Source organism: Rhodococcus sp. 852002-51564_SCH6189132-a, from assembly GCF_001665495.1.
Lineage (GTDB): Bacteria > Actinomycetota > Actinomycetes > Mycobacteriales > Mycobacteriaceae > Rhodococcus > Rhodococcus pyridinivorans.
On the sequence record NZ_LZMJ01000037.1, the window covers coordinates 137,013 to 163,474 of the forward strand.

The following is a 26,462-nucleotide window of genomic DNA, read 5'->3' on the forward strand; positions in this document are numbered from 1 at the left end:
GAGAGTTGGAGTCCAGGGAAGTGACGAGGTTCGACACCATCGAGCGCGCGGTCGCCGACATCGCCGCCGGTAAGGCGGTCGTCGTGGTCGACGACGAAGACCGTGAAAACGAGGGCGACCTCATCTTCGCCGCGGAGAAGGCAACGCCGGAACTCGTGGCGTTCATGGTCCGCTACACGTCCGGGTACCTGTGCGTGCCCCTGGACGGCGAGGACTGCGACCGTCTCGGTCTGCCTCCCATGTACAGCGTCAACCAGGACAAGCACGGCACCGCCTACACGGTCACCGTCGACGCGAGGGAAGGCATCGGCACAGGTATCTCCGCGTCCGACCGCGCCGCCACCATGCGGCTGCTCGCCGACCCGAACTCCACCGCCCAGGACTTCACGCGTCCCGGTCACGTGGTGCCGCTGCGCGCCAAGGAGGGCGGCGTCCTGCGCCGGCCCGGGCACACCGAGGCCGCCGTCGACCTCGCGCGCATGGCCGACCTGCGACCGGCCGGCGTCATCTGCGAGATCGTCTCGCAGAAGGACGAAGGCGAGATGGCGCGCACCGACGAACTGCGGGTCTTCGCCGACGAACACGAACTCGCCCTGATCTCGATCGCGGATCTCATCGCATGGCGCCGCAAGCACGAGAAGCACGTCGTGCGCGTCGCCGAGGCCCGCATCCCCACCCGGCACGGCGACTTCACGGCCGTCGGCTACCAGAGCATCTACGACGACGTCGAACACGTCGCGCTCGTCCGCGGCGACATCGCCGGCCCGGACGGCGACGGCTCCGACGTGCTCGTGCGTGTGCACTCCGAATGCCTGACCGGCGACGTCTTCGGGTCGCTGCGCTGCGACTGCGGTCCGCAGCTCGACGCCGCCCTCGAGATGGTGGCCGAGGAAGGCCGCGGCGTCGTGCTCTACATGCGTGGCCACGAGGGACGCGGCATCGGCCTGATGCACAAGCTGCAGGCTTACCAGCTGCAGGACTCCGGCTCCGATACCGTCGACGCCAACCTGCAACTCGGCCTGCCCGCCGACGCCCGCGACTACGGCATCGGCGCTCAGATCCTCGTCGACCTCGGTATCTCGTCGATGCGGCTGCTGACCAACAACCCGGCCAAGCGCGTCGGTCTCGACGGCTACGGCCTGCAGATCACCGAACGTGTCCCGATGCCGTTGCGCGCGAACCGCGAGAACATCTCGTACCTGCGCACGAAGCGCGATCGCATGGGCCACGACCTGATCGGTCTCGACGAGTTCGACGAGGGAGACGCCTGATGAGCGGCGAAGGCCTGCCCGACCTGCAGCTCGCCGACGCCGCAGGGCTGAGCCTTGCGATCGTCGCCGGCAGCTGGCACACCGAGATCTCCGACGCCCTCATCGCAGGCGCACAGCGTGTCGCCGAGCAGGCGGGTGTCACCGACGTCACCCTCGAGCGGGTCGCCGGAGCGATCGAGCTTCCCGTCGTCGCGCAGCAGCTCGCCCGCACCCACGACGCGGTCGTCGCGCTCGGCGTGGTGATCCGCGGCGGCACACCGCACTTCGAGTACGTGTGCGACGCCGTGACCTACGGCCTCACCCGGATCGCGCTCGACGAGGGCACCCCCGTGGGCAACGGTGTTCTCACCACCGACACCGAACAGCAGGCCCGCGACCGCGCCGGTCTGCCCGGCTCCGCGGAAGACAAGGGCGGCCAGGCCTGCGCGGCCGCGCTCGACACCGCCGTGACCCTGCGGCGGCTGCGGAAGGCGGCGCGTTGACCCGCGACGAGACCGGCTGGGATCTCGAGGTACGCCCGGAGAAGATGCGGCGCTGGGTCGTCGTGGCGGCGGTCGTCGTCATGGCCATCCACATCTTCGCGGCGCTCGTGCTCCGCGGGGGCGGCGACACCGGCGTGCACCTGCGGGTCGTCGACCAGATCGCGATCCTCGCCATCGGTGTCGTGCTCACCGGAGGCGTCCTGCTGTTCACCCGCCCACGGCTGCGGGCGGGTGCCGACGGCGTCTCCGTCCGCAACGTGGTCGCCGAACGACACATCCCGTGGACCGACGTGCGCGGGCTGTTCTTCGACCAGGGCGCCCCCTGGGCCCGCCTCGAACTGCCGTTCGACGAGTACGTGCCCGTCGTCGCCATCCAGGCGCGCGACGGGGAACGCGCCGTGGACGCGCTCGAGCGTTTCCGCGAACTGGAGTCCCGCTACACCGGCGGAGCCGTCAGCGACAACGACGACGGCGGAGCCGTCAGGCGCCACGACGACGGCGGAGCCGTCAGGCGCAACGACGACGGCGGAGCCGTCAGGGGCGACGACTAGCCTGGACCTGTGCCCGACCCCTCGACATATCGCCCAGCCCCCGGTTCCATTCCCACGGAGCCGGGGGTCTACAAGTTCCGCGACCCGCACGGCCGGGTCGTCTACGTCGGCAAGGCGAAGAATCTCCGGTCCCGCCTGAACTCGTACTTCGCCGACATCGCCTCGCTGCATCCGCGCACCCGTCAGATGGTGACCACCGCGGGCCGGGTCGAGTGGACGGTGGTGCGCACCGAGGTCGAGGCACTCCAACTCGAGTACAACTGGATCAAGGAGTTCGATCCGCGGTTCAACGTCCGCTACCGCGACGACAAGACGTACCCGATGCTCGCGGTCACGTTGAACGAGGAATACCCCCGTCTGTTCGTCTACCGGGGGCCGCGCCGCAAGGGCGTGCGCTATTTCGGTCCCTACTCGCATGCCTGGGCGATCCGCGAGACCCTCGACCTGTTGCTACGGGTGTTCCCGTCGCGCACGTGCTCGGCCGGGGTCTTCAAGCGGCACGCGCAGATCGGCCGCCCGTGCCTGCTCGGCTACATCGACAAATGCTCCGCGCCGTGTGTCGGACGCGTCTCCGCCGACGAACACCGCCGCATCGTCGAGGACTTCTGCGACTTCCTCGCCGGTCGCACCGACAAACTCGTCCGCGATGTCGAGAAGCGGATGCAGGCCGCCGCGGAGGAACTCGACTTCGAGACCGCAGCCCGCCTGCGCGACGATCTCGGGGCACTGCGCAAGGCACTCGAGAAGCAGGCCGTCGTGCTCGGCGACGGTACCGACGCCGACCTCGTGGCGTTCGCCGGCGACGACCTCGAGGTGGCCGTCCAGGTCTTTCACGTGCGCGGCGGTCGCGTGCGGGGTCAACGCGGCTGGGTCGTCGAGAAGTCCGGCGACGTGCTCGACCGTCCCGAGGACCGCGACATCGAAGGCGTCGAGGCCGCCGAGGGGACCGACGACGCCGAAGAACTCTCGCTGCTCGTCGAACAGTTCCTCACCCAGTTCTACGGCGAGGAGGCCGCGCTCGGCACCGACGACGCGGACGCCACCAGTGCCGTGCCGCGCGAGGTGCTCGTCCCCGCCCTGCCGCCCGACCCGGACGAGATGAGCCGCTGGCTCGGGCGTCTGCGCGGCGGTCCCGTGCGTCTGCGCATCCCGCAGCGCGGCGACAAGAAGGCACTGGCCGACACGGTCGAACGCAACGCCAAGGAAGCACTTGCCCAGCACAAGCTGCGGCGCGCGGGCGACTTCAATGCCCGATCGGCGGCGTTGCAGGGTATCCAGGACGCCCTCGACCTCGACTCGGCGCCGCTGCGTATCGAGTGTGTCGACATCAGCCACGTGCAGGGCACCGACGTCGTCGCATCGCTGGTCGTCTTCGAGGACGGACTGCCCCGCAAGTCCGACTACCGGCACTACGCCATCAAGCACGCCGCGGGCGACGGGCACTCCGACGACGTCGCCTCGATCGCCGAGGTCACCCGCCGGCGTTTCCTCCGCCACAACCGCGACCTCGCCCGACAGGCCGAGTCGGACGGATCCGTTCCGGAGGGTGGCGACGGCGGGGACCTCGCGCCCGAAGCAGCACTGGACCCGGCGACGGGCCGTCCGCGCAGGTTCGCCTACCCGCCGAACCTGTTCGTCGTCGACGGTGGTGCGCCGCAGGTCGCGGCCGCGGCCGAGGTCCTCGACGAACTCGGTATCACGGATGTCGCGGTCGTCGGGCTCGCGAAGCGTCTCGAGGAGGTGTGGGTGCCGGGGGAGGAGGACCCGGTGATCCTTCCGCGCACCAGCGAGTCGCTGTACCTGCTGCAGCGTATCCGCGACGAGGCACACCGTTTCGCGATCACCTACCACCGCAGCAAGCGGTCCAAGCGCATGACCGCCTCCGCTCTCGACGGGGTTCGTGGTCTCGGCGACACCCGACGCAAGGCGCTCGTCACCCACTTCGGGTCGGTCGCGCGGCTACGCGAGGCGAGCGTCGAGGAGATCACCGCGGTGCCCGGGATCGGGCAGGCCACGGCGAAAGCCGTCCTCGAGGCGCTGCGGGGCGACGTACCGGCTCCGGCCGAGTCGCCGCAGGACACCGACGCCCCGACCGTCGCGGATGCGAGCGATCCGGCTGCGGCACCTGCGGGTGACCCGACGGCCGCGGATGCGGGCGACACGCCCGTAGGCGATGATGGCTCCGTCGGCGTGTCGGGAGTACGAGCGGAGTCGGAACAGTGACCGAAGTGGGTCGGATCCCGGGGATGGCGGACGGTTCGGAACAGGGTGTCGACGGTGAACGGCCGGCGCAGGCCGAGGTCATCGTCGTCACCGGACTGTCCGGAGCCGGACTGAGTACTGCGGCGACCGCCCTCGAGGATCTCGGGTGGTACGTCGCGGAGAACCTCCCGCCCCAGTTGGTGCTGTCGATGATCGATCTCGCGGTGCAGGCCGAACCTCCGCTGCAACGTCTCGCCGTGGTGATGGACGTGCGCAGCCGGTTGTTCACCGGCGACCTCGAACGCGTCGTCACCGATCTGGCGGCCCGCCCGGTCAACACCCGGGTGCTGTTCCTCGAAGCGGCCGACTCGGTGCTCGTCCGGCGGTTCGAGCAGGTACGCCGCAGTCATCCGCTGCAGTCCGACACGGCCGATCGCACGCTCACCGACGGCATCGCCGTCGAACGCGAGCAGCTCGCTCCCGTGAAGGCCGCGGCCGACCTCGTCATCGACACGTCCGCGCTGTCCGGGCCCGATCTGCGTCGCAAGATCGAGGCGGCCTTCGGCGACGCCACATCCGACACCATCCGGGTGACCGTGGAGTCGTTCGGCTTCAAGTACGGCCTGCCCATGGACTCCGACGTCGTGTGCGACGTGCGGTTCCTGCCGAACCCCCACTGGATCGCCGAATTGCGGCCGCACACCGGGCAGGACGCGGCGGTGCGCGACTATGTACTCTCCCGCGACGGTGCCGAGGACTATCTCGCCACCTATCACCGGCTGCTCGATCTGACGACCGCCGGTTACCGTCGGGAGGGGAAGCGCTACATGACGATTGCAGTGGGCTGCACCGGAGGGAAACACCGGAGCGTGGCGATGGCCGAGGCCCTCGCTGCACGCCTCGAGCAGGCACCGGATCTGACGGTGAACGTGGTGCACCGGGATCTGGGGCGCGAGTGAACGCCGCCGAGACTCCCGACTCCGACAGCACGCCGTACTCCGAGAGCGCTCCGAGCTCCGGGGCGGTGCCCGGCCCCGCGATCACTGCTCTCGGTGGCGGACACGGCCTGTACGCGACGCTCAGTGCCGTCCGGCGCCTCACCGACCGGGTCACCGCCGTGGTGACCGTCGCCGATGACGGAGGGTCCTCGGGACGGCTGCGCGCCGAACTCGGCGTCGTCCCACCCGGCGACCTGCGCATGGCGCTCGCAGCGCTCGCCGGCCGCGACGACGAGGTCCGGGTGTGGACCGAGACCGTCCAACACCGCTTCGGGGGCACGGGCGCCCTCGCCGGGCACTCGGTCGGCAACTTGATCCTCGCCGGGCTCGCCGAGGTCGCGGGCGACACCGTCACCGCCCTCGACATGCTCGCCCGCGTCCTCGACGTGCGCGGCCGTGTGCTGCCCATGTCGCCGATCCCGCTCGACATCGAGGCCGACGTGTCGGGACTCGAATCCGACCCGCGGGTGAGCCGCTGCATCCGGGGGCAGGTCGCGGTGGCGACCACCCCGGGCAAGGTGCGCCGGGTCCGGCTGATTCCCGCCGATCCGCCGGCCTGCCCGCCTGCGCTCGACGCGGTGTGCGAGGCCGATCTCGTGGTGCTCGGCCCGGGATCCTGGTTCTCGAGCGTCATCCCGCACGTGCTCGTCCCGGACCTGCACGAGGCGCTGGTCCACACGACGGCGCTCAAGGTCCTCGTGCTCAACCTCGCGGCGGAACCGGGGGAGACCGCAGGCTTCTCCGCGGAACGCCACCTGCACGTTCTCGCCCAGCACGCCCCCGATTTCCGTGTCGACCACGTCGTCGTGGATGCTGCCTCGGTACCGGAAGGACGCGAGCGCGAGCACCTGAGCCGGTCCGCGGCCCGATTCGGAGCGGACGTCTCGTTCGTCGACGTCGCCGAGACCGGTACGCATCGACACGACCCCGCCAAGTTGGCGGGGGCACTGGAAACATGTCTGTCCTCGCGCGGTGGAGTCCGTGCCACACGCGGGGGTGGGAGGGAGAGCGTCTCGTGGCAATGACAGCGGAGGTCAAGGACGAGCTGAGCAGGTTGTCGGTCACCAGGATCAGCAACCGCAAGGCCGAGGTGTCCGCCCTCCTGCGCTTCGCCGGGGGATTGCACATCGTCGCCGGGCGAGTGGTCGTCGAGGCCGAGGTCGACCTCGGATCGATCGCACGTCGCCTCCGCCGCGAGATCTTCGAGCTCTACAGCTATCCCGCGGAGATTCAGGTGCTCGGCGCGGGTGGTCTGCGCAAGAGCTCCCGGTACATCGTCCGTGTCGGGAAGGACGGTGAGGCGCTGGCCCGCCGCACCGGTCTGCTCGACGGTCGCGGACGACCGGTGCGCGGACTGCCGGCACAGGTGGTCGGCGGCAGCGTCTCCGACTCCGCCGCGGCGTGGCGCGGGGCGTTTCTCGCGCACGGCTCGCTCACCGAACCGGGCCGTTCCTCGGCGCTCGAGGTGAGCTGCCCCGGCCCGGAGGCCGCCCTCGCGCTCGTCGGCGCCGCCCGCCGGCTCGGCGTCACTGCCAAGGCGCGTGAGGTGCGCGGCGCCGACCGGGTGGTGATCCGCGACGGCGAGGCCATCGGCGCGCTGCTCACCCACATGGGCGCGCAGGACACCCGGCTGGTCTGGGAGGAGCGCCGCATGCGCCGGGAGGTGCGGGCGACCGCGAACCGCCTCGCCAACTTCGACGACGCCAATCTGCGCCGGTCCGCACGCGCCGCCGTGGCGGCCGCCGCGCGGGTCGAGCGGGCATTGGCGATCCTCGGCGCCGACGTGCCCGACCACCTCGCTGCCGCCGGCGCGCTGCGCGTGCAGCACCGTCAGGCGTCCCTCGAGGAGCTCGGCCAGCTCGCCGATCCGCCGATGACCAAGGACGCCGTCGCGGGACGGATCCGCCGCCTGCTGTCGATGGCGGATCGTCGCGCGAAGGAACTCGGGATCCCCGATACGGAGTCGGCCGTCACCGCTGAGTTGCTGGACGAGGCATAGCGGGGCAGGCTTGCAAGGGAGTTCGCGCCACGGCCGGGCGGCTCCCCACAGTACGACCGAACCCCACTAGGGTGAAGGTCACACAAGTACGACCATCGGAATACTGGGCAAAGGAGCTTCATTGTGACTGTCCGCGTAGGCGTGAACGGATTCGGACGCATCGGGCGCAACTTCTTCCGGGCGGTCGAGGCACAGAAGGCACTCGGCACCACCGACATCGAGATCGTTGCCGTCAACGACCTCACCGACAACGACACCCTCGCGACGCTCCTGAAGTACGACTCGATCCTGGGGCGCCTCGACAAGGACGTGCATGTCGAGGGCGACGACATCGTCGTCGGCGATCGGAAGATCAAGGCCCTCTCGATCAAGGAGGGCCCCTCCGCTCTTCCGTGGGGCGACCTCGGTGTCGACGTCGTCGTCGAGTCCACCGGCATCTTCACCAACGCCGCCAAGGCGAAGGGGCACATCGACGCCGGCGCCAAGAAGGTCATCATCTCGGCGCCTGCCACCGACGAGGACATCACCATCGTCATGGGCGTCAACCACGACAAGTACGACGGCACGCAGAACATCATCTCCAACGCCTCGTGCACCACGAACTGCCTCGGCCCCCTCGCCAAGGTGCTGAACGACGAGTTCGGCATCGAGAAGGGCCTGATGACCACGATCCACGCGTACACCCAGGACCAGAACCTGCAGGATGGACCGCACAAGGATCTGCGTCGCGCCCGCGCTGCCGCCCTGAACATCGTCCCCACCGGCACAGGCGCCGCCAAGGCCATCGGCCTCGTGCTCCCCGAGCTGCTCGGCAAGCTCGACGGCTACGCGCTGCGCGTCCCGGTCCCGACCGGCTCGGTCACCGACCTCACCGCGACCCTCACCAAGAAGGCCACCGCCGATGAGGTCAACGCCGCACTGAAGGCTGCCGCGGAGGGTCCGCTGAAGGGCATCCTGAAGTACAACACCGATCCGATCGTGTCCTCGGACATCGTCACCGACCCGCACTCGTCGATCTTCGACGCGCCTCTGACCAAGGTCATCGACGAGCAGGTCAAGGTCGTCTCGTGGTACGACAACGAGTGGGGCTACTCGAATCGTCTTGCCGACCTCGTCGGTCTCGTCGGCAAGTCTCTTTGAAACTCGTAGAACAGGACATTTGAACAGTGGCAGTTCAGACCCTCGAGGATCTGCTCGACGCAGGTGTGGAGGGTCGGGGCGTACTCGTGCGCTCCGACCTCAACGTCCCGCTCGACGGCGACACGATCACCGACGCCGGCCGCATCCTCGCGTCCGCGCCCACCATCCGCACGCTCGCGGAGGCCGGGGCCAAGGTCGTCGTGACCGCGCACCTCGGCCGCCCCAAGGGCGAGCCGGATCCGAAGTACTCGCTCGCGCCCGTCGCAGCGAAACTCGGTGAGGTGCTCGACCGCAACGTCCAGCTCGCCTCCGACGTCGTCGGCCAGGATGCGCTGGCGCGTTCCGAAGGGCTGACCGACGGCGACATCCTCCTGCTCGAGAACGTCCGCTTCGACGCTCGCGAGACCAGCAAGGACGATGCCGAGCGGCTCGCCTTCGCCCGTGAGCTCGTCGAGCTCGTCGGCGACGACGGCGCATTCGTCTCCGACGGCTTCGGTGTCGTGCACCGCAAGCAGGCGTCGGTCTACGACGTCGCGACGCTGCTCCCGCACTACGCGGGTGGTCTCGTCGCGGCCGAGGTCGACGTGCTCGCCAAGCTCACCACCGACACCGAGCGTCCGTACGCCGTGGTGCTCGGCGGCTCGAAGGTCTCCGACAAGCTCGGGGTCATCGAGGCGCTCGCACCCAAGGTCGACACGCTCGTAATCGGTGGCGGCATGTGCTTCACCTTCCTTGCGGCACAGGGCTACTCGGTCGGCACGTCGCTGCTCGAGGAGTCGATGATCGACACCTGCAAGCAACTGCTCGAACGCTTCGGCGACGTCATCCACATCCCTCAGGACGTGGTGGTGGCCGACAAGTTCGCGGCCGACGCACAGTCGCAGACCGTCGCGGCCGACTCCATCCCCGACGGATGGATGGGCCTCGACATCGGACCGGAGTCCGTGCGGCGCTTCGCCTCGCTCCTCGGCTCGGCGAAGACGGTGTTCTGGAACGGCCCGATGGGCGTGTTCGAGTTCGAGAACTTCGCGGCGGGCACGAAGGGTGTAGCGGAAGCGATCATCGAGGCCACCGGCAAGGGCGCGTTCAGCGTCGTCGGTGGCGGCGACTCCGCTGCGGCCGTGCGGTCGCTCGGACTCGGTGAGGACCGCTTCTCCCACATCTCCACCGGTGGTGGCGCCTCCCTCGAGTACCTCGAGGGCAAGGAACTGCCCGGCATCGCAGTTCTGGAGGGCTGACGGTCATGGCACGGACACCGCTCATCGCGGGCAACTGGAAGATGAACCTCAACCACCTCGAGGCCATCGCCCTGGTGCAGAAGATCGCGTTCACCCTTCCCGAGAAGTACCTCGAGAAGGTCGACGTGACGGTCATCCCGCCGTTCACCGGCATCCGCTCGGTGCAGACCCTCGTCGAGGGCGACAAGCTCGGCATCACCTACGGAGCCCAGGACATCTCGGTCCACGACTCCGGCGCCTACACCGGCGAGATCTCCGGCGCGATGCTCGCGAAGCTCGGCTGCACCTACGTGATCGTCGGGCACTCCGAGCGTCGCACCCTGCACGGTGAGACCGACGAGATCGTCCGCGACAAGACCAAGGCCGCGCTGCGGCACGGTCTCACTCCGATCGTGTGCATCGGCGAAGGACTCGACGTCCGCGAAGCCGGCAACCACGTCGAGTACAACGTCGAGCAGTTGAAGAACTCGCTCGCCGGCCTGTCCGCCGACGAGATCGCAAAGATCGTCGTCGCGTACGAGCCGGTCTGGGCCATCGGCACGGGCAAGGTCGCTTCGGCGGCCGACGCACAGGAGGTGTGCGCCGCGGTGCGCAGCACCCTCGCCGAACTGGCCTCGCCCGAGGTCGCGGCATCGGTCCGAGTCCTGTACGGCGGGTCGGTCAACGCCAAGAACGTCGGTGAGCTCATCGCTCAGACCGACGTCGACGGCGGCCTCGTGGGAGGCGCCTCCCTCAAGGCCGACGAATTCGCTCAGCTGTCGGCGATCGCCGCAGGCGGTCCGCTCCTCTAGAGCGACCGGCATCGGGCGGGGGGGGGCGAGAGGCCGCCAGATGGGGCACACCCCCCCCATATAACCCCCCCCCGCGCCCGCCCAACCCCCCCCCCCCCGTGCTGGGCCGTGGGGCCCACCGGGGGGGGGGCCTCGCCCTTCTGGGGGGGGGGGGGCGTCCCCCGCCCCCCCAACGCCCGGTTGCCGCTCGCGATGATCGTGGTGGCGTCGAATCCGCCGCATCTGCAGCCCGCGGGTCTCCCACTCGACGAGATGACCGATCTCGAGATCGCGCGTTCGCTCACCGAACTCGGTGGTATCCCGCCGATACTGCTCGAGAGGCCCGAATGGCTCGGGCCGCTCATGCGCCCGGTCAAGGACGATCTGCGGTTGTGTCGTAGCGCGCGAGTGGTCGGTGATGCCGAGCTGGCGCCGCTGCCGGTGTCGCTCCACGTGATCGGGGGAAGCCGTGACCGGCTCGCGCCCCCGGAGCGACTGGCGACCTGGCGCCTCCACGCCGGTCGGGACTTCTCCCTCTCGATCCTCGACGGCGCCGGCCATTTCCTCGTGACGGAGAATCGTTCGGAAGTGACCGCGTTGGTAGCCGCGGTCGTCGACCGTACCCGGGTGGGTGTGCTGTGAGCACTGTCGAACGATTCCCGTCCGGCACCCGCGACGACATCCGGCATGACCCGCGGGGGCAACGTGCACTCGTCGTGGCTGCCGTCGGCTTCTGGCTCGCATTCTTCGCGCCGACGCAGGTGCTCCTGGCGCTGACGGCCGCAGAGATCGCTCCGGACTCGAAGGCGCGGTTGTTCGGAACGGTCACGGCGGTGGGAAGTCTCGTTCTCCTGTGTGCGTACCCGGCTTGGGGTGTCGTGTCGGACAGGTTCCGATACCGATGGGGGAGAAGACCGTTCGCGATCATCGGTACCGGTGTTTCGGTGGGTGCCCTGATCTGGTGTTCGATGGTTCGGGACCCCGCCGCCCTCGTGCTCGCCTGGGCCTGTGCACAGGTGGGGCTGGGCGCCCTGCAGTGCAGTATCGAAGCGACGTTCGCCGACAGGACCCACCCTTCGCGCCGATCTCGGATGGCGGGCGTGCTCTCCGCTGCGCAGATGGGCGGGGCATTGATCGGATCGGTCATCGCAACGGCCGCGCCCGACGCCTCCACCGGCTACCTCCTCGTCGCAGCGGCCACCGTGCTCACAGTGGGCCCGTTTTTCGGGAACGCGGGTTCCGTCTCAGCGGAGCATGCGGAGTACACGGGGTCCGGGCCGGATCCGGACGAGGCCGGAGAGGATGCGAGCGGAGTCCGGGTCGATCTCGTCCTCGCCTGGGTGGGGCGATTGTGCGTGATGTTCGGACTCGGTTGCGTGACGCAGTTCCTCCTCTACTTCGTGACCGACCACCTCGGGGCGGACCGCCCGGACCGTGCAGTGCTCGTACTCACCCTCGGATTCGTGGTGACCTCGGCGTTGTGTTCGGTGATGTCCGGACGAGTCGCGGCACGGCTCGGTGACGGTCGGGCGGTGTCTTTGGCGGGGGCACTGTGCGCCGGAGTCGCGTTGTTCGCCTTCGACGCCACGACTTCGTTGTCATGGACGTTCGTTGCGGCCATCGGCTTCGGTACCGGCCTCGGAATCTGCCTCGGCGCCGGATTCGGGGTCATCACAGCACGTTTGCGCTCCCCTCGGCGTCACGGAAGGGATCTCGGCATTTTCAACATGGCCGTGGTGCTACCCCAGCTCGTGGCGCCGTTGGCCGCGGTCCGTCTGCTGGAATCGACGGGTTCCTACGGATCTCTTTTCCGGTTCGCGGGTCTCACCATCGTCGTGGGCGGGGTGGCGATGTTCTGCGTGGGCCGCACCGATCGCCGTCACGGAGAAGAGGCAATGCGGTGACCGCTTCGGCAGACGTTCATCTTCCCGGGCGCCCCCGGGCGAACACCTCCGTGCTCGTACTGGTATCACTCGCGGTCACCGTCGTCATCTTCAACAACACGGCCGTGAATGTCGCCCTGCCCGCGATGGCTGCGGAATTGACCCTGTCCGATGCCGCGATGCGGCTCGTCGTGGTCTCCTACTCCGTGACGTTCGCAGCATTGCTGCTCCCGGCAGGATATGTGTGCGGACGGTGGGGTGCGCGCCGGGCCCTCGTGACGGGGCTGTGGGTGGCGTCACTCGGCGCCTGTGCGGCCTGGGCCGTCCCCACCGAGATCGGGGTGATCGCCGGTCGCACCCTCATCGGGGCGGGCGCGGCGTTCGTCATGCCTGCAACTCTCGCGGTCGCGGTCGAGACGTCGCCACCGGAGCGTCGATCGCGGGCCATCGCGGTCTGGACGGCGGTGTCGGTGGCCGGCGCCGCGGGAGGGCCGGTTCTCGGCGGTGCACTGGTGGATACCTTCGGATGGGTGTCGATCTTTGTCGCCGTCACCTGCAGTGCCGCCGCGGTGGCGGTGACGGTGACGGTCGGTGTTCCGCCTCTCGCGCCACAACGCACGGACGGATTCGCAGTATTCACCACGTTCCTCCGGATACTCGGCACAGCACCGCTTCTCGTCGCCCTCACGGTCCTGTCCGATCTTCCCGTCATCGCGCTGGTGTGTGTCGTGGTGTCGGCCTCCGCCTGGGTGACCCTCGCGTGGCGGCGGCGACGACGTCCTCATGGGGGGTCGGCGCCGGCCGGATGGGAGACGAGAAGCTTCCTCGGTGCATCGGTGGCGAACATGCTGATGTTCTTCGCCGTTGCAGGCTCGCTGTTCGTGCTCACGCAGCTGTTGCAGTACGCCTTCGGGTTCTCGCCCTTCGCAGCCGGCCTGGCGGTCACACCGGTCACCATCGCCATGATCGTCGGAACGATCCTGTCCGGACCGCTGGCGAGCGCCTGGGGGGTCCGTGCAGGCGCGGTCGGCGGGTTGCTCGTCGTTGCGTCGGCGGCGCTGTCGATCGCGCTCCTACCCGCCGCACCCGTGGGCGTCACGATCGCGGCGGTGACCGTCGCAGGAACGGGTGTGGGTGTCGCTCTGCCTCTGGTGACCGAGTCGATGGTGGCGAGTGCACCACCTTCTCGAGTGGGGGACGCCGCCGCGGTGAACGACACGATGCAGGAGATCGGATTCTCCGCCGGGGTGGCCGTGGTCGGGGGAGCCCTCGCCCTGGCGTACCGATTCGCCGGGACCGGTTCGGGGGACGCTGCTGCGGCGGGTCTCGTCATCGTCGACGCTCGCGCGGCAGGCGATGCGGTCGCTCTCGCCGAGGCCGTTGCGGAGTTCCGGACGGCCACACAATGGGCGTTCTCCGCAGCAGCGCTCGTCGTCGGGATCGGAGCCGTGGTCGCATTCCGCCTTCTTCCGCCCCGTCGCACCATCAACCCGAGTACGACATGAGAGGACTGCCATGACAGACCTGAGTGCAACCGCCGCGGTCGCTTTCCGCGGCCCGTTCGCACTACTCGCCGTTGCCCGTACCGAAACACCCGACGCTGTCGCTCTTCGCACGGTGGACGGCACAATGTTCTCCTACGACCGGCTGTGGGACCGCACGGTCGAGGTCGCGGCCCAACTGGCGCGTCTCGGGGTCGGCCCTGGAGAACGGGTCGTTGTGCGCATGTCCGCCACCCCCGATGCCGTCGCCGTTGCGTTCGCAGTGTGGGGGCTGGGAGCGACCTATGTGCCGCTCCACCCACAACTGACCGACACCCAGTTGGAAGGAATCGTCGAGGACTGCCGACCGGTACTGGTGGTGGACGGCGCCCTCACCGATCCGTCGGACCCACTCGATCCACCGCACCTCGTGGCGCACGAGCCGTCGGCACTCGCCGCATTGATGTACACCTCCGGAAGTACGGCTGCGCCCAAAGGAGTGCGGTGCCCGGCGTCCGCGATGGAGTTCGGCGTGCACGCGATACAACAGCGGCTGAACTATCGTGCCGACGACACGATCGCCCTGCTGTCGCCGCTGTCGTTCGACTACGGGCTGTACCAGCTCTTGCTCGCATTCTCGGTAGGCGCGCAGGTCGTGCTCGCCGATGCTGCGCGCGCCACCGAGATGCTCGCCGTGATCCGACGCATCGACGTCACGGTTCTGCCCGTCGTACCGCCGGTCGCCCACATGTTGTACGCATTGCTACGACGGTCCGGTCCCGCATGCTCGGTTCGCATGGTCACCAGTACCGGAGCCGACCTGTCGGAGTCCCGTATCGCCGAGTTACGGGAGGTGTTGCCGTGCGCCGCGATCGTGGCCATGTACGGCATCACCGAGTGCAAGCGGGTGACCGTGGCCGAACCGGATCTCGACCGGATCCGTCCCGGAAGCGTCGGTCGCCCCCTGCCCGGTACCGCGGTGACGATCCTGGACGAGAACGGCAGGCCCGTCGAACCCGGTTCGGTCGGACAGATCGTCGTGTCCGGACCGAACGTGATGGACGGGTACTGGGAGCAGCCCGAGATGACAACGGAGAGGTTCGGACGGTGGCCGGACGGCACCGCATTCCTTCGCACCGGTGACTACGGATATGTCGACGACGACGGTTACCTGTACTTCCGAGGGCGGCGTGACGACATTTTCAAGACGAAGGGTGTGCGTGCCAGCGTCACCGAGATCGCCGCTGCAGTGGAGCGGGTTCCCGGGATACGCGAGGTCGTCGTGATCCCACCGCGCGGCGATCGTGAACTGGCGGTCGTGGTGACCGGAAGCGTATCCGCGAGTGACGTTGTCGACGAACTGCACCGAAGGCTCGAGCCCCAGAAAGTTCCGGGACTGTGTGTCGTTGTCGACCGAATGCCTCTGACTGCCAACGGAAAGATCGACACACGGCGTGTGATCCGCGAATTCGAGGAGAACCAGTGACAAACCACTCGACGAGTACCGGCGACCTGTACGAAGGCATCGCGGCCGAGTTCGGGACGCCGGTGTACATCTTCCGTGCAGAGTCGATCGAGCAGGCGGTAGCCGACCTGCGTGCGGCTCTTCCCGGCGGAAGCGAGATCTACTTCTCGCTCAAGGCGAATCCCAACAGCGATGTCGGAGCGATACTGAGAGCGGCCGGTTGCCGGGCGGAGATCAGCTCCGTCGGCGAACTCGCGGCGGCGCTCGCGGCGGGTTTCGATCCTGCAGAAGCGCTGTATACGGGCCCGGGTAAGACGGAAGGCGAGATCGGTACCGCGCTCGATGCCGGCGTACGTAATTTCTCCTGCGAATCCGTGCGCGACTTGCGTCGTGTCGCCTCTGCCGCGGAACGGAGAAGTTCCGTGGCCGACTGCCTTCTGCGCGTGAACGCACCGTCGGCCCCGGGGCAGGGTGCGATGCGGATGACGGGAACCCCCTCGCAGTTCGGGATCGACCTCGACAGTGTGGAGGTGCTCCCCATGGACCTCGTGATCGCGGGCGCACGCGTTCACGGTTTCCATTTCTATCCGATGAGCAACGCCACCGACGAGGACGCCCTGATCGAGGAAATCGTCAACAGCATCCGGTACGCGGTGGAACTGTCGGAGAGGTGGGAGATCCCGCTCGAAGTCCTGGATCTCGGCGGTGGCTTCGCCGCCCCGTACGGAGTGGAGGGCTCCCGCCCGCTGTATCCCTCCCTGCGGGAGTCCGTCGAGTTCGAACTCGACCGTCGCCTACCCGGATGGCGTGAGGGCAATCCGAAGGTGGTCTTCGAGTCCGGTCGGTATCTCACGTGTGACAGCGGTACGCTCGTGGCGCGTGTGCTCGACGTGAAACGTAGCCGTGACAAGGATTTCGTGGTGACGGACACCGGTATCCACCACGTGGGCGGTTTGTCCGGAATCGGACGTGTGCTGCCGATGCGTGCGAGCGCGGCGCTCGGCCCTTCGGCCTCCGATGGAGCCCCGGCGGCCGGTGCTGTCGTCGGTCCGTTGTGTACCCCGGCCGACGTCCTGAATCGTCATATCGAATTCGGCGACATCGCACCGGGTCGGATCATCTCCGTCCCCAATGTGGGGGCGTACGGCCTGTCCGCCAGTCTCATGGGTTTTCTCTCGCGCCCGGCGCCGGTCGAGGTCGTCACCCGTGGCCAGCGGGTCGTTGCTGCATCACGTGTTGTATTCGCCAGGGAGGAAGTGTCTTTCGTGCAGGAGAACAAGTCGGACCAGGAGAAGGTGCGGAATTGGGACGAACACTACGAGACGATGCTCCGTTCGGTACTGCCGAGGCTCGACGCGGCAGCCGAGATCACGCCGCACGAGACGCTGCAGGCGCTCGGCATCGATTCGCTCGCGCTGGTCCATCTCCTCGGAACGGTCGAGGCGCATTACGCGGTGACGGTACCCGACGAGGCGTTGTTCGACGGTCGGTGCGATACCCCGTTGGGGCTGTGGGAGGTGATCCGGTCACAGGCCGGGTCGCGCATCGAAAGCGGTGAGTGGCACACATCGGTTTGACCCTTTGATTTCCTGAAGATGAAGTCCTGGTGTAGAATTCGGTACGGTTCGGAACCCCGTCCAAGCTGGGATCTGTTACGCCTGTGAATCCGCTCACAGTCGCGATCGCCGGTTTTCCCGCCGTATGTCCGGCTGTAGAGTTCTCCCGCGTGGGCATCTGCCCCTGTGTGCCGTATTGCATTCGGCCATAAAGCATTCGAGTGGTATGACATTGTGCCGGGACGGGGGGACTGTTGTGGCTGTTGCGTCGGATCGGGTGAGCGATGTGGCCGTGCTCGGTGAACTGGAGATCACCGTGGGCGGGGCGCGTCACGAGTTGCCCTCGGGGAACCGGATACGTGCCCTGTGGGTGTGCCTCGTGCTGGAACCGCAACGGACCGTACCGGTCGATGTTCTCATCGACGCGGTCTGGGGATCCGAGCCGCCACGTCGCGCCCGCGAATCGATACATGTGTACATCTCGCAGCTGCGTATGTTCGCGCAGAGGTGCGGAGTGGATCCGGGTCTGATCGAAACGAAGAACCGTGGTTACCGGTTGGCGGTGGACCGTCACGTGGTGGACTGGTGTCGGGTCCTCGTGGAATACGACACGGCGCGCGAACTCCACCGGAAGAGCAGTCTTCCGGAGTCGATCGCAGCCCTCGACAAGGCTGCCGCCGATTTCCACAAGCCGATCCTCGGCGGTGCGCAGGGGGGTACGAAGCTCGGCGCCTTCGTGCAGAAGATGGAGGAAGTCGAGCTGGCGCTCATCGAACTGCGGAACGAAGTGATGCTCGATATGGGTGAGTTGCACACGGTGGTCTCGGAGCTTCAGGCCCTGGTATTCGAATACCCGGTGCACGAGACTCTCCACGGGCAGTTGATGCGGGCACTGTTCCGGTCGGGTCGCCAGATCGAGGCTCTCGAGGTGTACAGCAAGTTGCGCGAAGACCTGAGTGACGGATTCGGAGTCGAACCGGGCTCGGATATCCGCGCGATCCATCGTTCGATCCTGGCGTCGCAGTCAGGGCGGCCCAGCGTTCAGGTGGCCCTCTGACCTCCGGTTCCGCTTCGGATCCGCACGCATCCGGTCGCCATCGGAACACGTCGGCCGCCCTGGTGGAATGATGCGTGGTGTTCGGTGACGAAGGGATGGGGCGACACATGATCGGGATCAGCCGCGACGGCGACGTCGTGACCGTGGAACTGCAACGCGAAGAGCGTCGTAACGCGCTCAACACGCAGCTGTGCGTGGAGATCCGCGAAGCGGTGGACAAGGCCGTGGCGGACGACGCGCGTGTCGTGGTGATCACCGGGCGGGGCACGAGCTTCTGCGCCGGGGCCGATCTCTCCGGCGACGTCTACGCCGAAGGATTCACCGACAGCCTCGCCGAGATGCTGCGCACCATCGTGGACGCCCCGATCCCGGTGATCGCGGCCGTCAACGGCCCGGCCATCGGTGCCGGCACCCAACTGACGCTCGCGGCGGATCTGAGGGTCGTGGCGCCCACTGCGCGTTTCGCGGTTCCTGCTGCGCGCCTGGGCATCTCGGTGGACCGCTGGACGGTCCGGCGACTCGCCTCACTCATCGGCGGCGGTCCCGCACGCGCGGTCTTCCTCGCCGCCGAACCCGTCCCCGCCGAGGAAGCTCTCGCGCGTGGGCTCGCCAATCGCATCGGCGACCTCGCCGACGCGCAGGCCTGGGCGCACGAGATCGCGAAGCTCGCGCCGCTGTCGCTGAACGCGATGAAGTTGTTCCTCAACGACGACGGCACCCGCGACGAGGCCACACCCGAGCAGACCGCCGCACTCGCCGCGGCGTGGCTCAGCGAGGACGCCCAGGAGGCCAGGCTCGCTCGTGCCGAGCGCCGCGACCCGACCTTCCGCGGACGATGAACATCCGGTCCGCCGTCTCGGCAGCGCTCGCCGGAGCAGGCACGCTGTGGGTCGCGCGCGCCGTGAACGGCCTGCCCGGTTCCATCGGCGCCTCGGTCTCCGACATCCGTCCCTACGCCGCCGCGTCGCCCCGCTACCGCGACGGTCGTTTCCACAACACCGACCCTGCGTCCGTGCTCGGCGCCGAGGCGGCGGGCGGTTTCGCGAAAGACCTGCTCACCCGCGGGTCGCGGGGGAGACCTCGCACCGAGGTGCCGTTGTCGACCTATCTCGCGCCGGTCGACGCGGCGGAACTCGCCGTGACGTGGTTCGGGCACTCGACCGCCCTCGTCGAGGTCGACGGCTACCGGGTGCTGTGCGACCCGGTGTGGAGCGAGCGCGTGTCACCCTCACCGACTGTCGGCCCGGCACGTCTGCATCCGGCGCCGGTCGAACTGCAGACCCTGCCGCGCCTCGACACGGTGGTGATCTCGCACGACCACTACGACCATCTCGACCGATTCACGGTCGAGAGCCTCGCCGTGCTGCAGCCGACCGTCCGGTTCGTCGTGCCGCTCGGGGTGGGCGCGCACCTGCGCCGCTGGCGGATCGCCGAGGAACGCATCGTCGAACTCGACTGGGACGAACACGTCGAGGTGGACGGCCTGCGCATCACGTGCACCGAGGCCCGGCACTTCTCCGGGCGCGGCCTGCAGCGCAACATCACGTTGTGGTCGTCGTGGGTGTTCACCGGGCCGACGCGCCGGGTGTTCTTCGGCGGCGACAGCGGGTACACCCCGCGGTTCGCCGACGTCGGCGAGGCCTACGGCCCGTTCGACCTGACATTGCTGCCCGTGGGCGCCTACGACAAGCGATGGCCCGACGTGCACATGAACCCCGAGGAGGCGGTGCGCACGCATCTCGACCTCGGTGGCGTCGACCGTCACGACAGTCTGTTGGTCCCCGTGCACTGGGGAACCTTCGACCTCGCCTTCCACGCCTGGTCGGAGCCCATCACCCGGCTGCTGCCCGCCGCGCGGGAGTCGGAGGTGACCACCGCGGTGCCGATGCCGGGTCAGCGGATCGACGTGTCGAAGTCCGATGCGTCGAAGTCCGTCGCGGTCGATCCGTGGTGGCTCACGTCGAGCTGATCCCCCTGCCACGGCACCGGTTGTTCGCTTTCGTGCCCTAATCTGGTTCGTCATGGCAGTAGAAGAGCCCACGACGGTGGTGGGAACGGGCGAGGCGCCGGTCCTCGCATCCGACCATGCAGCCACGGGGCTGTCCACCGAGCAGGTCGCCGAGCGTGTGGCACGTGGCCTCACCAACGATGTCCCCGACCGCGCGTCCCGATCGGTCAAGGACATCGTCCGGGCCAACGTGTTCACCCGGATCAACGCGATCCTCGGGGTGCTGCTGCTGATCGTGCTGGCCACCGGCTCGATCATCGACGGCATGTTCGGTCTGCTGATCATCGCGAACAGCGGCATCGGCATCATCCAGGAGGTGCGTGCCAAGCGCACCCTCGACAAGCTGGCCATCGTCAGCCAGACGAAACCCGTCGTGCGCCGGGACGGCATCGCCGCACCGATCGCTCCGCGCGAGGTGGTGCTCGACGACATCATCGAGCTCGGCCCCGGCGACCAGCTGGTCGTCGACGGCGAGGTGGTCGAGGCCCAGGGGCTCGAACTCGACGAGTCGCTGCTGACGGGTGAGTCGGATGCCGTGCACAAGGTGCCCGGCTCGACGGTGATGTCGGGCAGCTTCGTCGCCTCCGGCTCCGGCTCCTACCGTGCGACGAAGGTCGGCCGCGACGCCTACGCGGCGCGACTCGCGGAAGAGGCGAGCAAGTTCACGCTCGTGAAGTCGGAGCTGAACGCGGGCATCAACAAGATCCTGCGTTTCATCACCTACCTGATGATCCCGGCAGGTCTGCTCATCATCTACAACCAGCTCTTCTCCAGCGGCGAGTCGCTCGGCCCCGCGCTGAGCGGCATGGTCGCCGCCCTCGTGCCGATGGTGCCCGAGGGTCTCGTGCTCATGACGTCCATCGCGTTCGCGGTCGGAGTCGTCCGCCTCGGACGTCGTCAGTGCCTCGTGCAGGAGCTGCCGGCGATCGAAGGCCTCGCGCGCGTCGACGTGGTGTGTGCCGACAAGACCGGCACGCTCACCGAGAACGGCATGCGCCTGTCCGATCTCGAGTCCCTCGACGGCAGCGGCCTCGACGAGGCCCGCGCCGCCCTGGCCGCGCTCGCGGCCGACGACCCGCGTCCGAACGCCAGCGTCCTCGCGATCGCCGAGGCGTTCCCCACCGCCCCCGGCTGGGGCGAGCCGACGGCGGTCGCGCCGTTCTCGTCGGCGAAGAAGTGGAGCGGCCAGTCGTACGGCACCCACGGCAACTGGCTGCTCGGCGCACCCGACGTGCTGCTCGACCCCGGCACCGAGGCGGCGCGACGCGCCGAGGAACTCGGCTCGAGCGGGCTGCGGGTGCTGCTCCTCGCATGCAGCGACCGCCCGGTCGACGACGAACTCGCCCCCGGCACGGTCACGCCCGCCGCGCTCGTCGTCCTCGAACAGCGGGTGCGCCCGGACGCGAAGCCGACCCTCGAGTACTTCGCCGGCCAGCAGGTCGACGTCAAGGTCATCTCCGGCGACAACGCGATCGCCGTCGGTGCGGTCGCCTCGTCGCTCGGCCTGCCGGGCAGCGCGTCCCCCATCGACGCGCGTTCCCTGCCGGAGGGCGAGAACGAACTCGCCGACGTCGTCGAAGGCTCGACGACCTTCGGCCGGGTCCGTCCCGATCAGAAGCGCTCGATGGTCGGCGCGCTACAGTCGCGCGGTCACACCGTCGCGATGACCGGCGACGGCGTCAACGACGTGCTCGCCCTCAAGGACGCCGACATCGGAGTCGCGATGGGGTCGGGCAGTCCCGCGACCCGCGCGGTCGCACAGATCGTCCTTCTCGACAACAAGTTCGCGACGCTGCCCTACGTGGTGGCCGAGGGTCGCCGGGTCATCGGCAACATCGAACGCGTCTCCAACCTGTTCCTCACCAAGACGGTGTACTCGGTGCTGCTCGCCTTCCTGGTGGGCGTGTCGGGTGTGCTGTCGCAGGTGTTCGACTTCGAGCCGTTGCCCTATCCGTTCCTGCCCCGGCACGTGACGATCGCGGCGTGGTTCACCATCGGCATCCCCGCCTTCCTGCTGTCGCTGGCACCGAACAACGAGCGGGCACGCTCGGGCTTCGTCTCCCGCGTGATGCGACTGGCGATCCCCTCGGGCGTGGTCGTCGGTGTGGCGACCTTCGTCTGTTACGTGCTCGTCTACGGCGGCCCGGAGCAGACCGAGCAGCAGAAGATCCAGGCCGGCACCTCGGCCCTGATCACCCTGCTGATCATCGCGCTGTGGGTGCTCGCCGTGGTCGCCCGCCCGTACCAGTGGTGGAAGATCGTGCTGCTCGCCGGTTCGGTGCTCGGCTACGTGATCCTGTTCTCCGTACCGTTCACCCGCGAGTTCTTCGCGCTCGACCCGTCGAACGTCGGGTACACGACGATCGCGGTGACGTGCGGGCTGATCGGAGTCGTCCTCGTCGAGGCCCTGTGGTGGGTGTCGGGACGTCTCCACGGGGAGCATCGCCGCCTGTTCGCCGCCTCCGGCGATCTGCTCCCGGGCGTACACTGACCCGCAGCGCACGGATCGGTGCGCCCGAACCTCACAGCGATCCGACGAGGGAAGGACCGAACGATGGGTTTCATGGATTCGGTGAAGGGCCTTGTGAACAAGGGCAAGGACTACGCCTCGAAGAACCCCGACAAGGCCGATCAGTTCATCGAGAAGGTCGGAGACCAGGTGGACGGACGTACCGGCGGGAAGTACACCCAGCACGTCGACAAGGCGCAGGACGCCGCCCGTCAGCATCTGGGTACCACCGACAATCCCGCACCGGGCGCGCAGCCCGGACCCGGCGGGGAGCCCGGTCCGGAGGGTGGTCCCGGACCCGAAGCGCAACCGGGTCCGCGTCAGCCCTGATCGAGGCAGGGGCGGCAGCCCCGTTCACGGCAGGTATGGCAGTACGGCGTCGCCGAAGGTGTCGATGAACGGGCGCTGATCCGGCCCCACATGGTGCAGATAGATCTCGTCGAAACCGAGTTCGGCGAATTCGCACAAAAAGTCGACGTGTTCGGCTGGATCGTCGGACACGATCACCGCGCCCTCGAGGTCGCCGTCGTCGAGTTCGGCGGCGTGGGACTCGAATTCCTCGGGCGTGGCGAGTTCTGCCATGAGTTCCGGCGGTAGGGCGTTCGTCGCCCACTGTTCCCGCGCGATCTCCCGAGCGCGTTCCCGCGTGGGCGCCCAACTCAGATGGACCTGCAGCACGGTCCGTCCGCGTCCGCCCCCGTCGCGGTAAGCGCCGAGGATCCGCCGCAGGTCCTCGAGCGGGGCGTTCACGGTGACGAGACCGTCGACCCGGTCGGCGAAACGACCGGCCGTCTCGGGAGTCAGTGCGGGAAGCAGAATGTCGGGAGGAGTCTCCGGCCGGTCCCAGACCCGTCCGCGGTCGACCTTCACCGCGCCGTCGTGGTCGACGACTTCGCCCGCGTGCAGGCGTCGCACGATGTCGAGGTTCTCGCCGAGCAGTTGCTGCCGTTCCTCCTTGGGCGGCCAGGCAACTCCGGACATGCGTTCGTTGCAGTGCTCACCGCTGCCAAGGGCGAACCAGAAGCGCTGCGGGAACATCGATGCCAGAGTGGCGGTGGCCTGGGCGGTGACGACCGGGTGGTAGCGGAAGCCGGTCGCGGTGACGACGCCGAAACGTAGGTCCGTGGTGGCCAGGGCCGCTCCGAGCCACGACCACGCGAACCCCGAGTGCCCCTGGCGACGCGACCACGGTTCGATGTGGTCCGAGCACATGGCCGCCCCGAAACCGGCCGCTTCCGCGAGCCGGACGTCCTCGAGCAGGCGGGATGGGGACGCCTGTTCGTGTGAGGCGTGAAAACCTATCAGCGTCATACCTGTCCGCTCCTCCGGTCGATCGGCGATCAGTACTTTTCGATGAGGGTCAGTGCAGCCGTCATGAGTGCGAGATGGCTCAGTCCCTGGGGGAGATTGCCGAGGAAGGTGCCGTCCTCGGCAATCATCTCCGAGTACAGGTCCGGGCGAACACCTTCGCGTCGGCGCCCTGATCGCGCACCACGCGGAGCAACCAGCTCATCACGGTGTGCACCTCCTCGCGATCGCCGAGACGGATCAGCGCGTGCAGGGTGTAGGCGGCGTCGCGCACCCAGGCGAAACGGTAGTCCCAGTTCTTCTCGCCGTCCGGGATTTCCGGAACGGACGAAGCCGCCGCCGATCGAGCGGCGGGCGAGCTCACCCCACGGCAACCGCCCGGCGACACCCGTGTCGATCGAATCGGTCACCCGGACCCGGCCGTGTGCGGTGGTGAAGACGGTGCTCAGCACGTTCGTGCCCGGCACGTATGCGCGTTCGACGGTGAACTCGTCGACCGGTTGCAACTCGATGGAACCGCCCGCCGGTGCGTCGAGCAGTCGTGCGAAGACCGGGTGCGAATCGAGGAGCGGTACCGGATACCAGTCCACCGACCCGTCCTCGGCGACGAGGGCGACGGTGTCACCGTCACCCAGCGCGGCATAGGTGCGCAGGTCCGCATAGCCGTCGTCGTCGCGGGCTGGGATCACACGCACTCCTCGCTGGGCCGGGTACACGGCGGTCGATCGGTTGCATACCCCGGCCGGATCGGTGCAAACGACCTGCAGGTTCGCGACGGCCGGCCGCCGGCTGTGTCACCATCACACCGTGAACCGGACACCTGGCACGGTGCCGTCGCGATGAACGGCGCGTGGATCCTGCTGGTCGTCATCGCCGGAATCGCGGTGACGGCCGTCGCGTCGCGACGCGACCTGCAGGCCCCGCTCGTGCTCGTCACCGTCGGAGCACTGGTGTCGTTCGCACCGGGTCTGCCGCGGCTCGAACTGGACCCGGACATCATCCTCGGGGTCGTCCTGCCGCCGCTGCTGTATTCGTCGGCCCTGCGGTTCTCGGTTCCCACCTTCCGGCAGTACCTGCCGTCGATCCTGCGGCTCGGCATCTACACCGTGCTCGTCACGGCGTTCGTCGTAGCGTGGACGGCGTCCGCGATGATGGCGACGCTGACCTTCGGTGCGGCACTCGCTCTCGGCGCGGTCGTCGCACCGACCGACGCGGTCAGTGCCGTCGCCGTGGGACAGCGACTCGGACTGCCGAAACGGGTCATCGCGGTGCTGACCGGGGAAGGTCTGGTCAACGACGCCACCGCCCTGACCCTGTTCACCGTGGCGATCTCGGCCGTCACCGGCACACACATCCTCGCCGACTCCCCGTTCCTGTTCTTCCTCTACGAGGTCGCGGGTGGGGTCGCTGTCGGTCTGGCACTCGCATACATCGTCCACCTGATCCGCGTCCGGATGTACGACTCGCCGCTCGAGACCGTGCTGGGGCTGGTGCTGCCGTTCGCGGCGTATCTCGCCGCCGAGGAGCTCCACGCCTCGGGAGTGCTCGCCGTCGTCGCTGCCGGACTGTTCATCGGGCACCGTGCCACCGAGGTCTCGGTGAGCACGCGACTGCAGGAACGCGCGGTGTGGAAGAGCATCGACGTGGTGCTCGAGACGTTCGTCTTCGCCTACATGGGCCTGCAACTGCGGTTCGTCCTCGACGAGGTCCGCGACAGCGGCGCCGACCTGCGCCTCGCGTTGCTCGGTGCGGTGGTGATCCTGCTCGTCGTCATGATCGTGCGACCCGCGTGGGGTCTGCTGCACTGGGGCCGGCGCGCGCTCGTGCGGCGCGCCGGATCCGAACGCCTCGGCCGCGACCAGCTGAACTTCCGGGAACACGTCGTGGTGTCGTGGGCGGGCATGCGCGGGGTCGTCACCCTCGCCGCGGCCGGTGGGGTGCCCGTGGTGATCGCATCGGGTGCTCCCTTCCCCGGCCGCGAGATGATCCAGATCTCCGCGCTGGTCGTCGCCATCGGCACACTCCTCATCCAGGGCGCGACGATGCCGTGGCTCATCCGCCGACTCGAGGTCACCGACCCCTACGAGCGGCTGCGGACCGAGGAACAGATGACCGTGGCCCGCAGGATCTCGGCAGAGTCCAGCGACCGTGTGCTTGCCGAACTCGCCGCGCAGCCACCCGACGGCGTGGACCCGGAGATCTACGACAGACTCCTGGCCAAAGCACGCACGTCGCTCCGATCCCGGCAGGAGGCGGAGACCGTCGAGGACACCGCGGAGGACGCCGGAACGCGACTGGCCGCGCTGTTCGACGACATCCGGCGGGCATCCCTGCGGGCGCGACGCCAGGCCCTCATCGACGCCCGCGATCGTGGTGAACTCGACGACGAGATCCTCCGCGACGTGCTCGAGAGCCTGGACATCGACGAAGCGGCGGTGGAGGAGCGCATCCGCCGCCGGCGCCGGGACGACGGTGCGCAGCGGTAGGACGACGGTGCACAACGGTCGGACGACAGGCGCAGAACGGTCGGACGACAGGCGCAAC

23 protein-coding genes are annotated in these 26,462 nt (G+C 68.5%); 21 read left to right on the top strand and 2 right to left on the bottom strand.

Going from position 1 to position 26,462, the window contains the following annotated elements:
* The first annotated feature begins 20 nt into the window (after positions 1-20).
* The 20 genes from A5767_RS08665 to A5767_RS08760 all read left to right on the top strand — a co-directional run bounded on the left by A5767_RS08665 (position 21) and on the right by A5767_RS08760 (position 22,940).
* Positions 21-1,271, top strand: coding sequence for a bifunctional 3,4-dihydroxy-2-butanone-4-phosphate synthase/GTP cyclohydrolase II (locus tag A5767_RS08665; protein WP_006551469.1), 1,251 nt, complete (start codon positions 21-23; stop codon positions 1,269-1,271).
* Positions 1,271-1,753, top strand: a complete 483-nt coding sequence (gene ribH, locus A5767_RS08670; protein WP_006551470.1) for a 6,7-dimethyl-8-ribityllumazine synthase — start codon at positions 1,271-1,273, stop codon at positions 1,751-1,753. Before A5767_RS08665 ends, ribH begins: the two co-directional genes overlap by 1 nt.
* Entirely contained in the window at positions 1,750-2,304 is a 555-nt protein-coding gene (locus A5767_RS08675; RefSeq protein WP_064852093.1) for a PH domain-containing protein, read from the top strand. Before ribH ends, A5767_RS08675 begins: the two co-directional genes overlap by 4 nt.
* A gap of 9 nt (positions 2,305-2,313) precedes the next feature.
* Positions 2,314-4,527, top strand: coding sequence for an excinuclease ABC subunit UvrC (gene uvrC, locus A5767_RS08680; RefSeq protein ID WP_064852094.1), 2,214 nt, complete (start codon positions 2,314-2,316; stop codon positions 4,525-4,527).
* 23 nt (positions 4,528-4,550) lie between these two features.
* Complete coding sequence (gene rapZ / locus A5767_RS08685; RefSeq protein WP_006551473.1) at positions 4,551-5,465, top strand: RNase adapter RapZ; 915 nt, start codon at positions 4,551-4,553, stop codon at positions 5,463-5,465.
* A complete protein-coding gene (locus A5767_RS08690) occupies positions 5,462-6,529 on the top strand; it encodes a gluconeogenesis factor YvcK family protein (protein ID WP_041803331.1) in 1,068 nt (355 codons plus the stop codon). Before rapZ ends, A5767_RS08690 begins: the two co-directional genes overlap by 4 nt.
* The gene (whiA, locus tag A5767_RS08695; protein ID WP_006551475.1) at positions 6,520-7,503 is read left to right on the top strand and encodes a DNA-binding protein WhiA; all 984 of its coding nucleotides are present in this window, start codon (positions 6,520-6,522) and stop codon (positions 7,501-7,503) included. Before A5767_RS08690 ends, whiA begins: the two co-directional genes overlap by 10 nt.
* Positions 7,504-7,626: 123 nt before the next feature.
* The gene (gene gap, locus A5767_RS08700; RefSeq protein ID WP_006551476.1) at positions 7,627-8,643 is read left to right on the top strand and encodes a type I glyceraldehyde-3-phosphate dehydrogenase; all 1,017 of its coding nucleotides are present in this window, start codon (positions 7,627-7,629) and stop codon (positions 8,641-8,643) included.
* A gap of 26 nt (positions 8,644-8,669) precedes the next feature.
* A complete protein-coding gene (locus A5767_RS08705; RefSeq protein WP_006551477.1) occupies positions 8,670-9,881 on the top strand; it encodes a phosphoglycerate kinase in 1,212 nt (403 codons plus the stop codon).
* A 5-nt stretch (positions 9,882-9,886) separates the two neighbouring features.
* Entirely contained in the window at positions 9,887-10,672 is a 786-nt protein-coding gene (tpiA, locus tag A5767_RS08710; protein WP_033096619.1) for a triose-phosphate isomerase, read from the top strand.
* A gap of 192 nt (positions 10,673-10,864) precedes the next feature.
* The gene (locus tag A5767_RS08715; protein ID WP_064852095.1) at positions 10,865-11,293 is read left to right on the top strand and encodes a thioesterase II family protein; all 429 of its coding nucleotides are present in this window, start codon (positions 10,865-10,867) and stop codon (positions 11,291-11,293) included.
* Positions 11,290-12,555: an MFS transporter gene (locus A5767_RS08720; protein WP_064852096.1), complete on the top strand. Its 1,266-nt coding sequence runs from the start codon at positions 11,290-11,292 to the stop codon at positions 12,553-12,555. The genes A5767_RS08715 and A5767_RS08720 overlap by 4 nt, the downstream gene beginning before the upstream one ends.
* Positions 12,552-14,039 (top strand): MFS transporter, encoded by a 1,488-nt coding sequence (locus A5767_RS08725; RefSeq protein WP_064852097.1) that lies wholly within the window; start codon positions 12,552-12,554, stop codon positions 14,037-14,039. Before A5767_RS08720 ends, A5767_RS08725 begins: the two co-directional genes overlap by 4 nt.
* 10 nt (positions 14,040-14,049) lie before the next feature.
* A complete protein-coding gene (locus A5767_RS08730) occupies positions 14,050-15,501 on the top strand; it encodes a class I adenylate-forming enzyme family protein (protein ID WP_064852098.1) in 1,452 nt (483 codons plus the stop codon).
* On the top strand, positions 15,498-17,057 hold the full coding sequence (locus tag A5767_RS08735) for a phosphopantetheine-binding protein (protein WP_082937633.1): 1,560 nt from the start codon (positions 15,498-15,500) through the stop codon (positions 17,055-17,057). The genes A5767_RS08730 and A5767_RS08735 overlap by 4 nt, the downstream gene beginning before the upstream one ends.
* A gap of 235 nt (positions 17,058-17,292) precedes the next feature.
* On the top strand, positions 17,293-18,093 hold the full coding sequence (locus tag A5767_RS08740; protein WP_197483223.1) for an AfsR/SARP family transcriptional regulator: 801 nt from the start codon (positions 17,293-17,295) through the stop codon (positions 18,091-18,093).
* A gap of 107 nt (positions 18,094-18,200) precedes the next feature.
* Positions 18,201-18,932 (top strand): enoyl-CoA hydratase, encoded by a 732-nt coding sequence (locus A5767_RS08745; protein WP_064852131.1) that lies wholly within the window; start codon positions 18,201-18,203, stop codon positions 18,930-18,932.
* Positions 18,929-20,062, top strand: a complete 1,134-nt coding sequence (locus A5767_RS08750; RefSeq protein WP_024103115.1) for an MBL fold metallo-hydrolase — start codon at positions 18,929-18,931, stop codon at positions 20,060-20,062. The genes A5767_RS08745 and A5767_RS08750 overlap by 4 nt, the downstream gene beginning before the upstream one ends.
* A gap of 52 nt (positions 20,063-20,114) precedes the next feature.
* Positions 20,115-22,592, top strand: coding sequence for an HAD-IC family P-type ATPase (locus A5767_RS08755; protein ID WP_064852100.1), 2,478 nt, complete (start codon positions 20,115-20,117; stop codon positions 22,590-22,592).
* Positions 22,593-22,655: 63 nt separating this feature from the next.
* Complete coding sequence (locus tag A5767_RS08760; protein ID WP_006551618.1) at positions 22,656-22,940, top strand: antitoxin; 285 nt, start codon at positions 22,656-22,658, stop codon at positions 22,938-22,940.
* Between the two features lie 24 nt (positions 22,941-22,964).
* Here the strand turns inward: A5767_RS08760 and A5767_RS08765 are convergent, their stop codons facing one another.
* Both A5767_RS08765 and A5767_RS24140 read right to left on the bottom strand, forming a co-directional pair.
* Complete coding sequence (locus tag A5767_RS08765) at positions 22,965-23,921, bottom strand: TIGR03885 family FMN-dependent LLM class oxidoreductase (RefSeq protein ID WP_064256953.1); 957 nt, start codon at positions 23,919-23,921, stop codon at positions 22,965-22,967.
* A gap of 29 nt (positions 23,922-23,950) precedes the next feature.
* Positions 23,951-24,607, bottom strand: a complete 657-nt coding sequence (locus A5767_RS24140; RefSeq protein WP_438871200.1) for a trehalase-like domain-containing protein — start codon at positions 24,605-24,607, stop codon at positions 23,951-23,953.
* Between the two features lie 150 nt (positions 24,608-24,757).
* Here A5767_RS24140 and A5767_RS08775 point away from each other — a divergent pair, with 150 nt between their 5' ends.
* Entirely contained in the window at positions 24,758-26,404 is a 1,647-nt protein-coding gene (locus A5767_RS08775) for a Na+/H+ antiporter (protein WP_064852132.1), read from the top strand.
* Positions 26,405-26,462: the final 58 nt, after the last annotated feature.

Excerpts from the sequence above, each read along its gene's own strand:
- A5767_RS08730 (WP_064852098.1), top strand. The coding sequence starts at position 14,050 with ATGACAGACCTGAGTGCAACCGCCGCGGTCGCTTTCCGCGGCCCGTTC.
- A5767_RS08750 (WP_024103115.1), top strand. The coding sequence starts at position 18,929 with ATGAACATCCGGTCCGCCGTCTCGGCAGCGCTCGCCGGAGCAGGCACG.
- rapZ (WP_006551473.1), top strand. The coding sequence starts at position 4,551 with ATGGCGGACGGTTCGGAACAGGGTGTCGACGGTGAACGGCCGGCGCAG.
- ribH (WP_006551470.1), top strand. The coding sequence starts at position 1,271 with ATGAGCGGCGAAGGCCTGCCCGACCTGCAGCTCGCCGACGCCGCAGGG.
- A5767_RS08775 (WP_064852132.1), top strand. The coding sequence starts at position 24,758 with ATGAACGGCGCGTGGATCCTGCTGGTCGTCATCGCCGGAATCGCGGTG.
- A5767_RS08765 (WP_064256953.1), bottom strand. The coding sequence starts at position 23,921 with ATGACGCTGATAGGTTTTCACGCCTCACACGAACAGGCGTCCCCATCC.
- tpiA (WP_033096619.1), top strand. The coding sequence starts at position 9,887 with ATGGCACGGACACCGCTCATCGCGGGCAACTGGAAGATGAACCTCAAC.
- A5767_RS08760 (WP_006551618.1), top strand. The coding sequence starts at position 22,656 with ATGGGTTTCATGGATTCGGTGAAGGGCCTTGTGAACAAGGGCAAGGAC.
- A5767_RS08745 (WP_064852131.1), top strand. The coding sequence starts at position 18,201 with ATGATCGGGATCAGCCGCGACGGCGACGTCGTGACCGTGGAACTGCAA.
- A5767_RS08755 (WP_064852100.1), top strand. The coding sequence starts at position 20,115 with ATGGCAGTAGAAGAGCCCACGACGGTGGTGGGAACGGGCGAGGCGCCG.
- A5767_RS08715 (WP_064852095.1), top strand. The coding sequence starts at position 10,865 with ATGATCGTGGTGGCGTCGAATCCGCCGCATCTGCAGCCCGCGGGTCTC.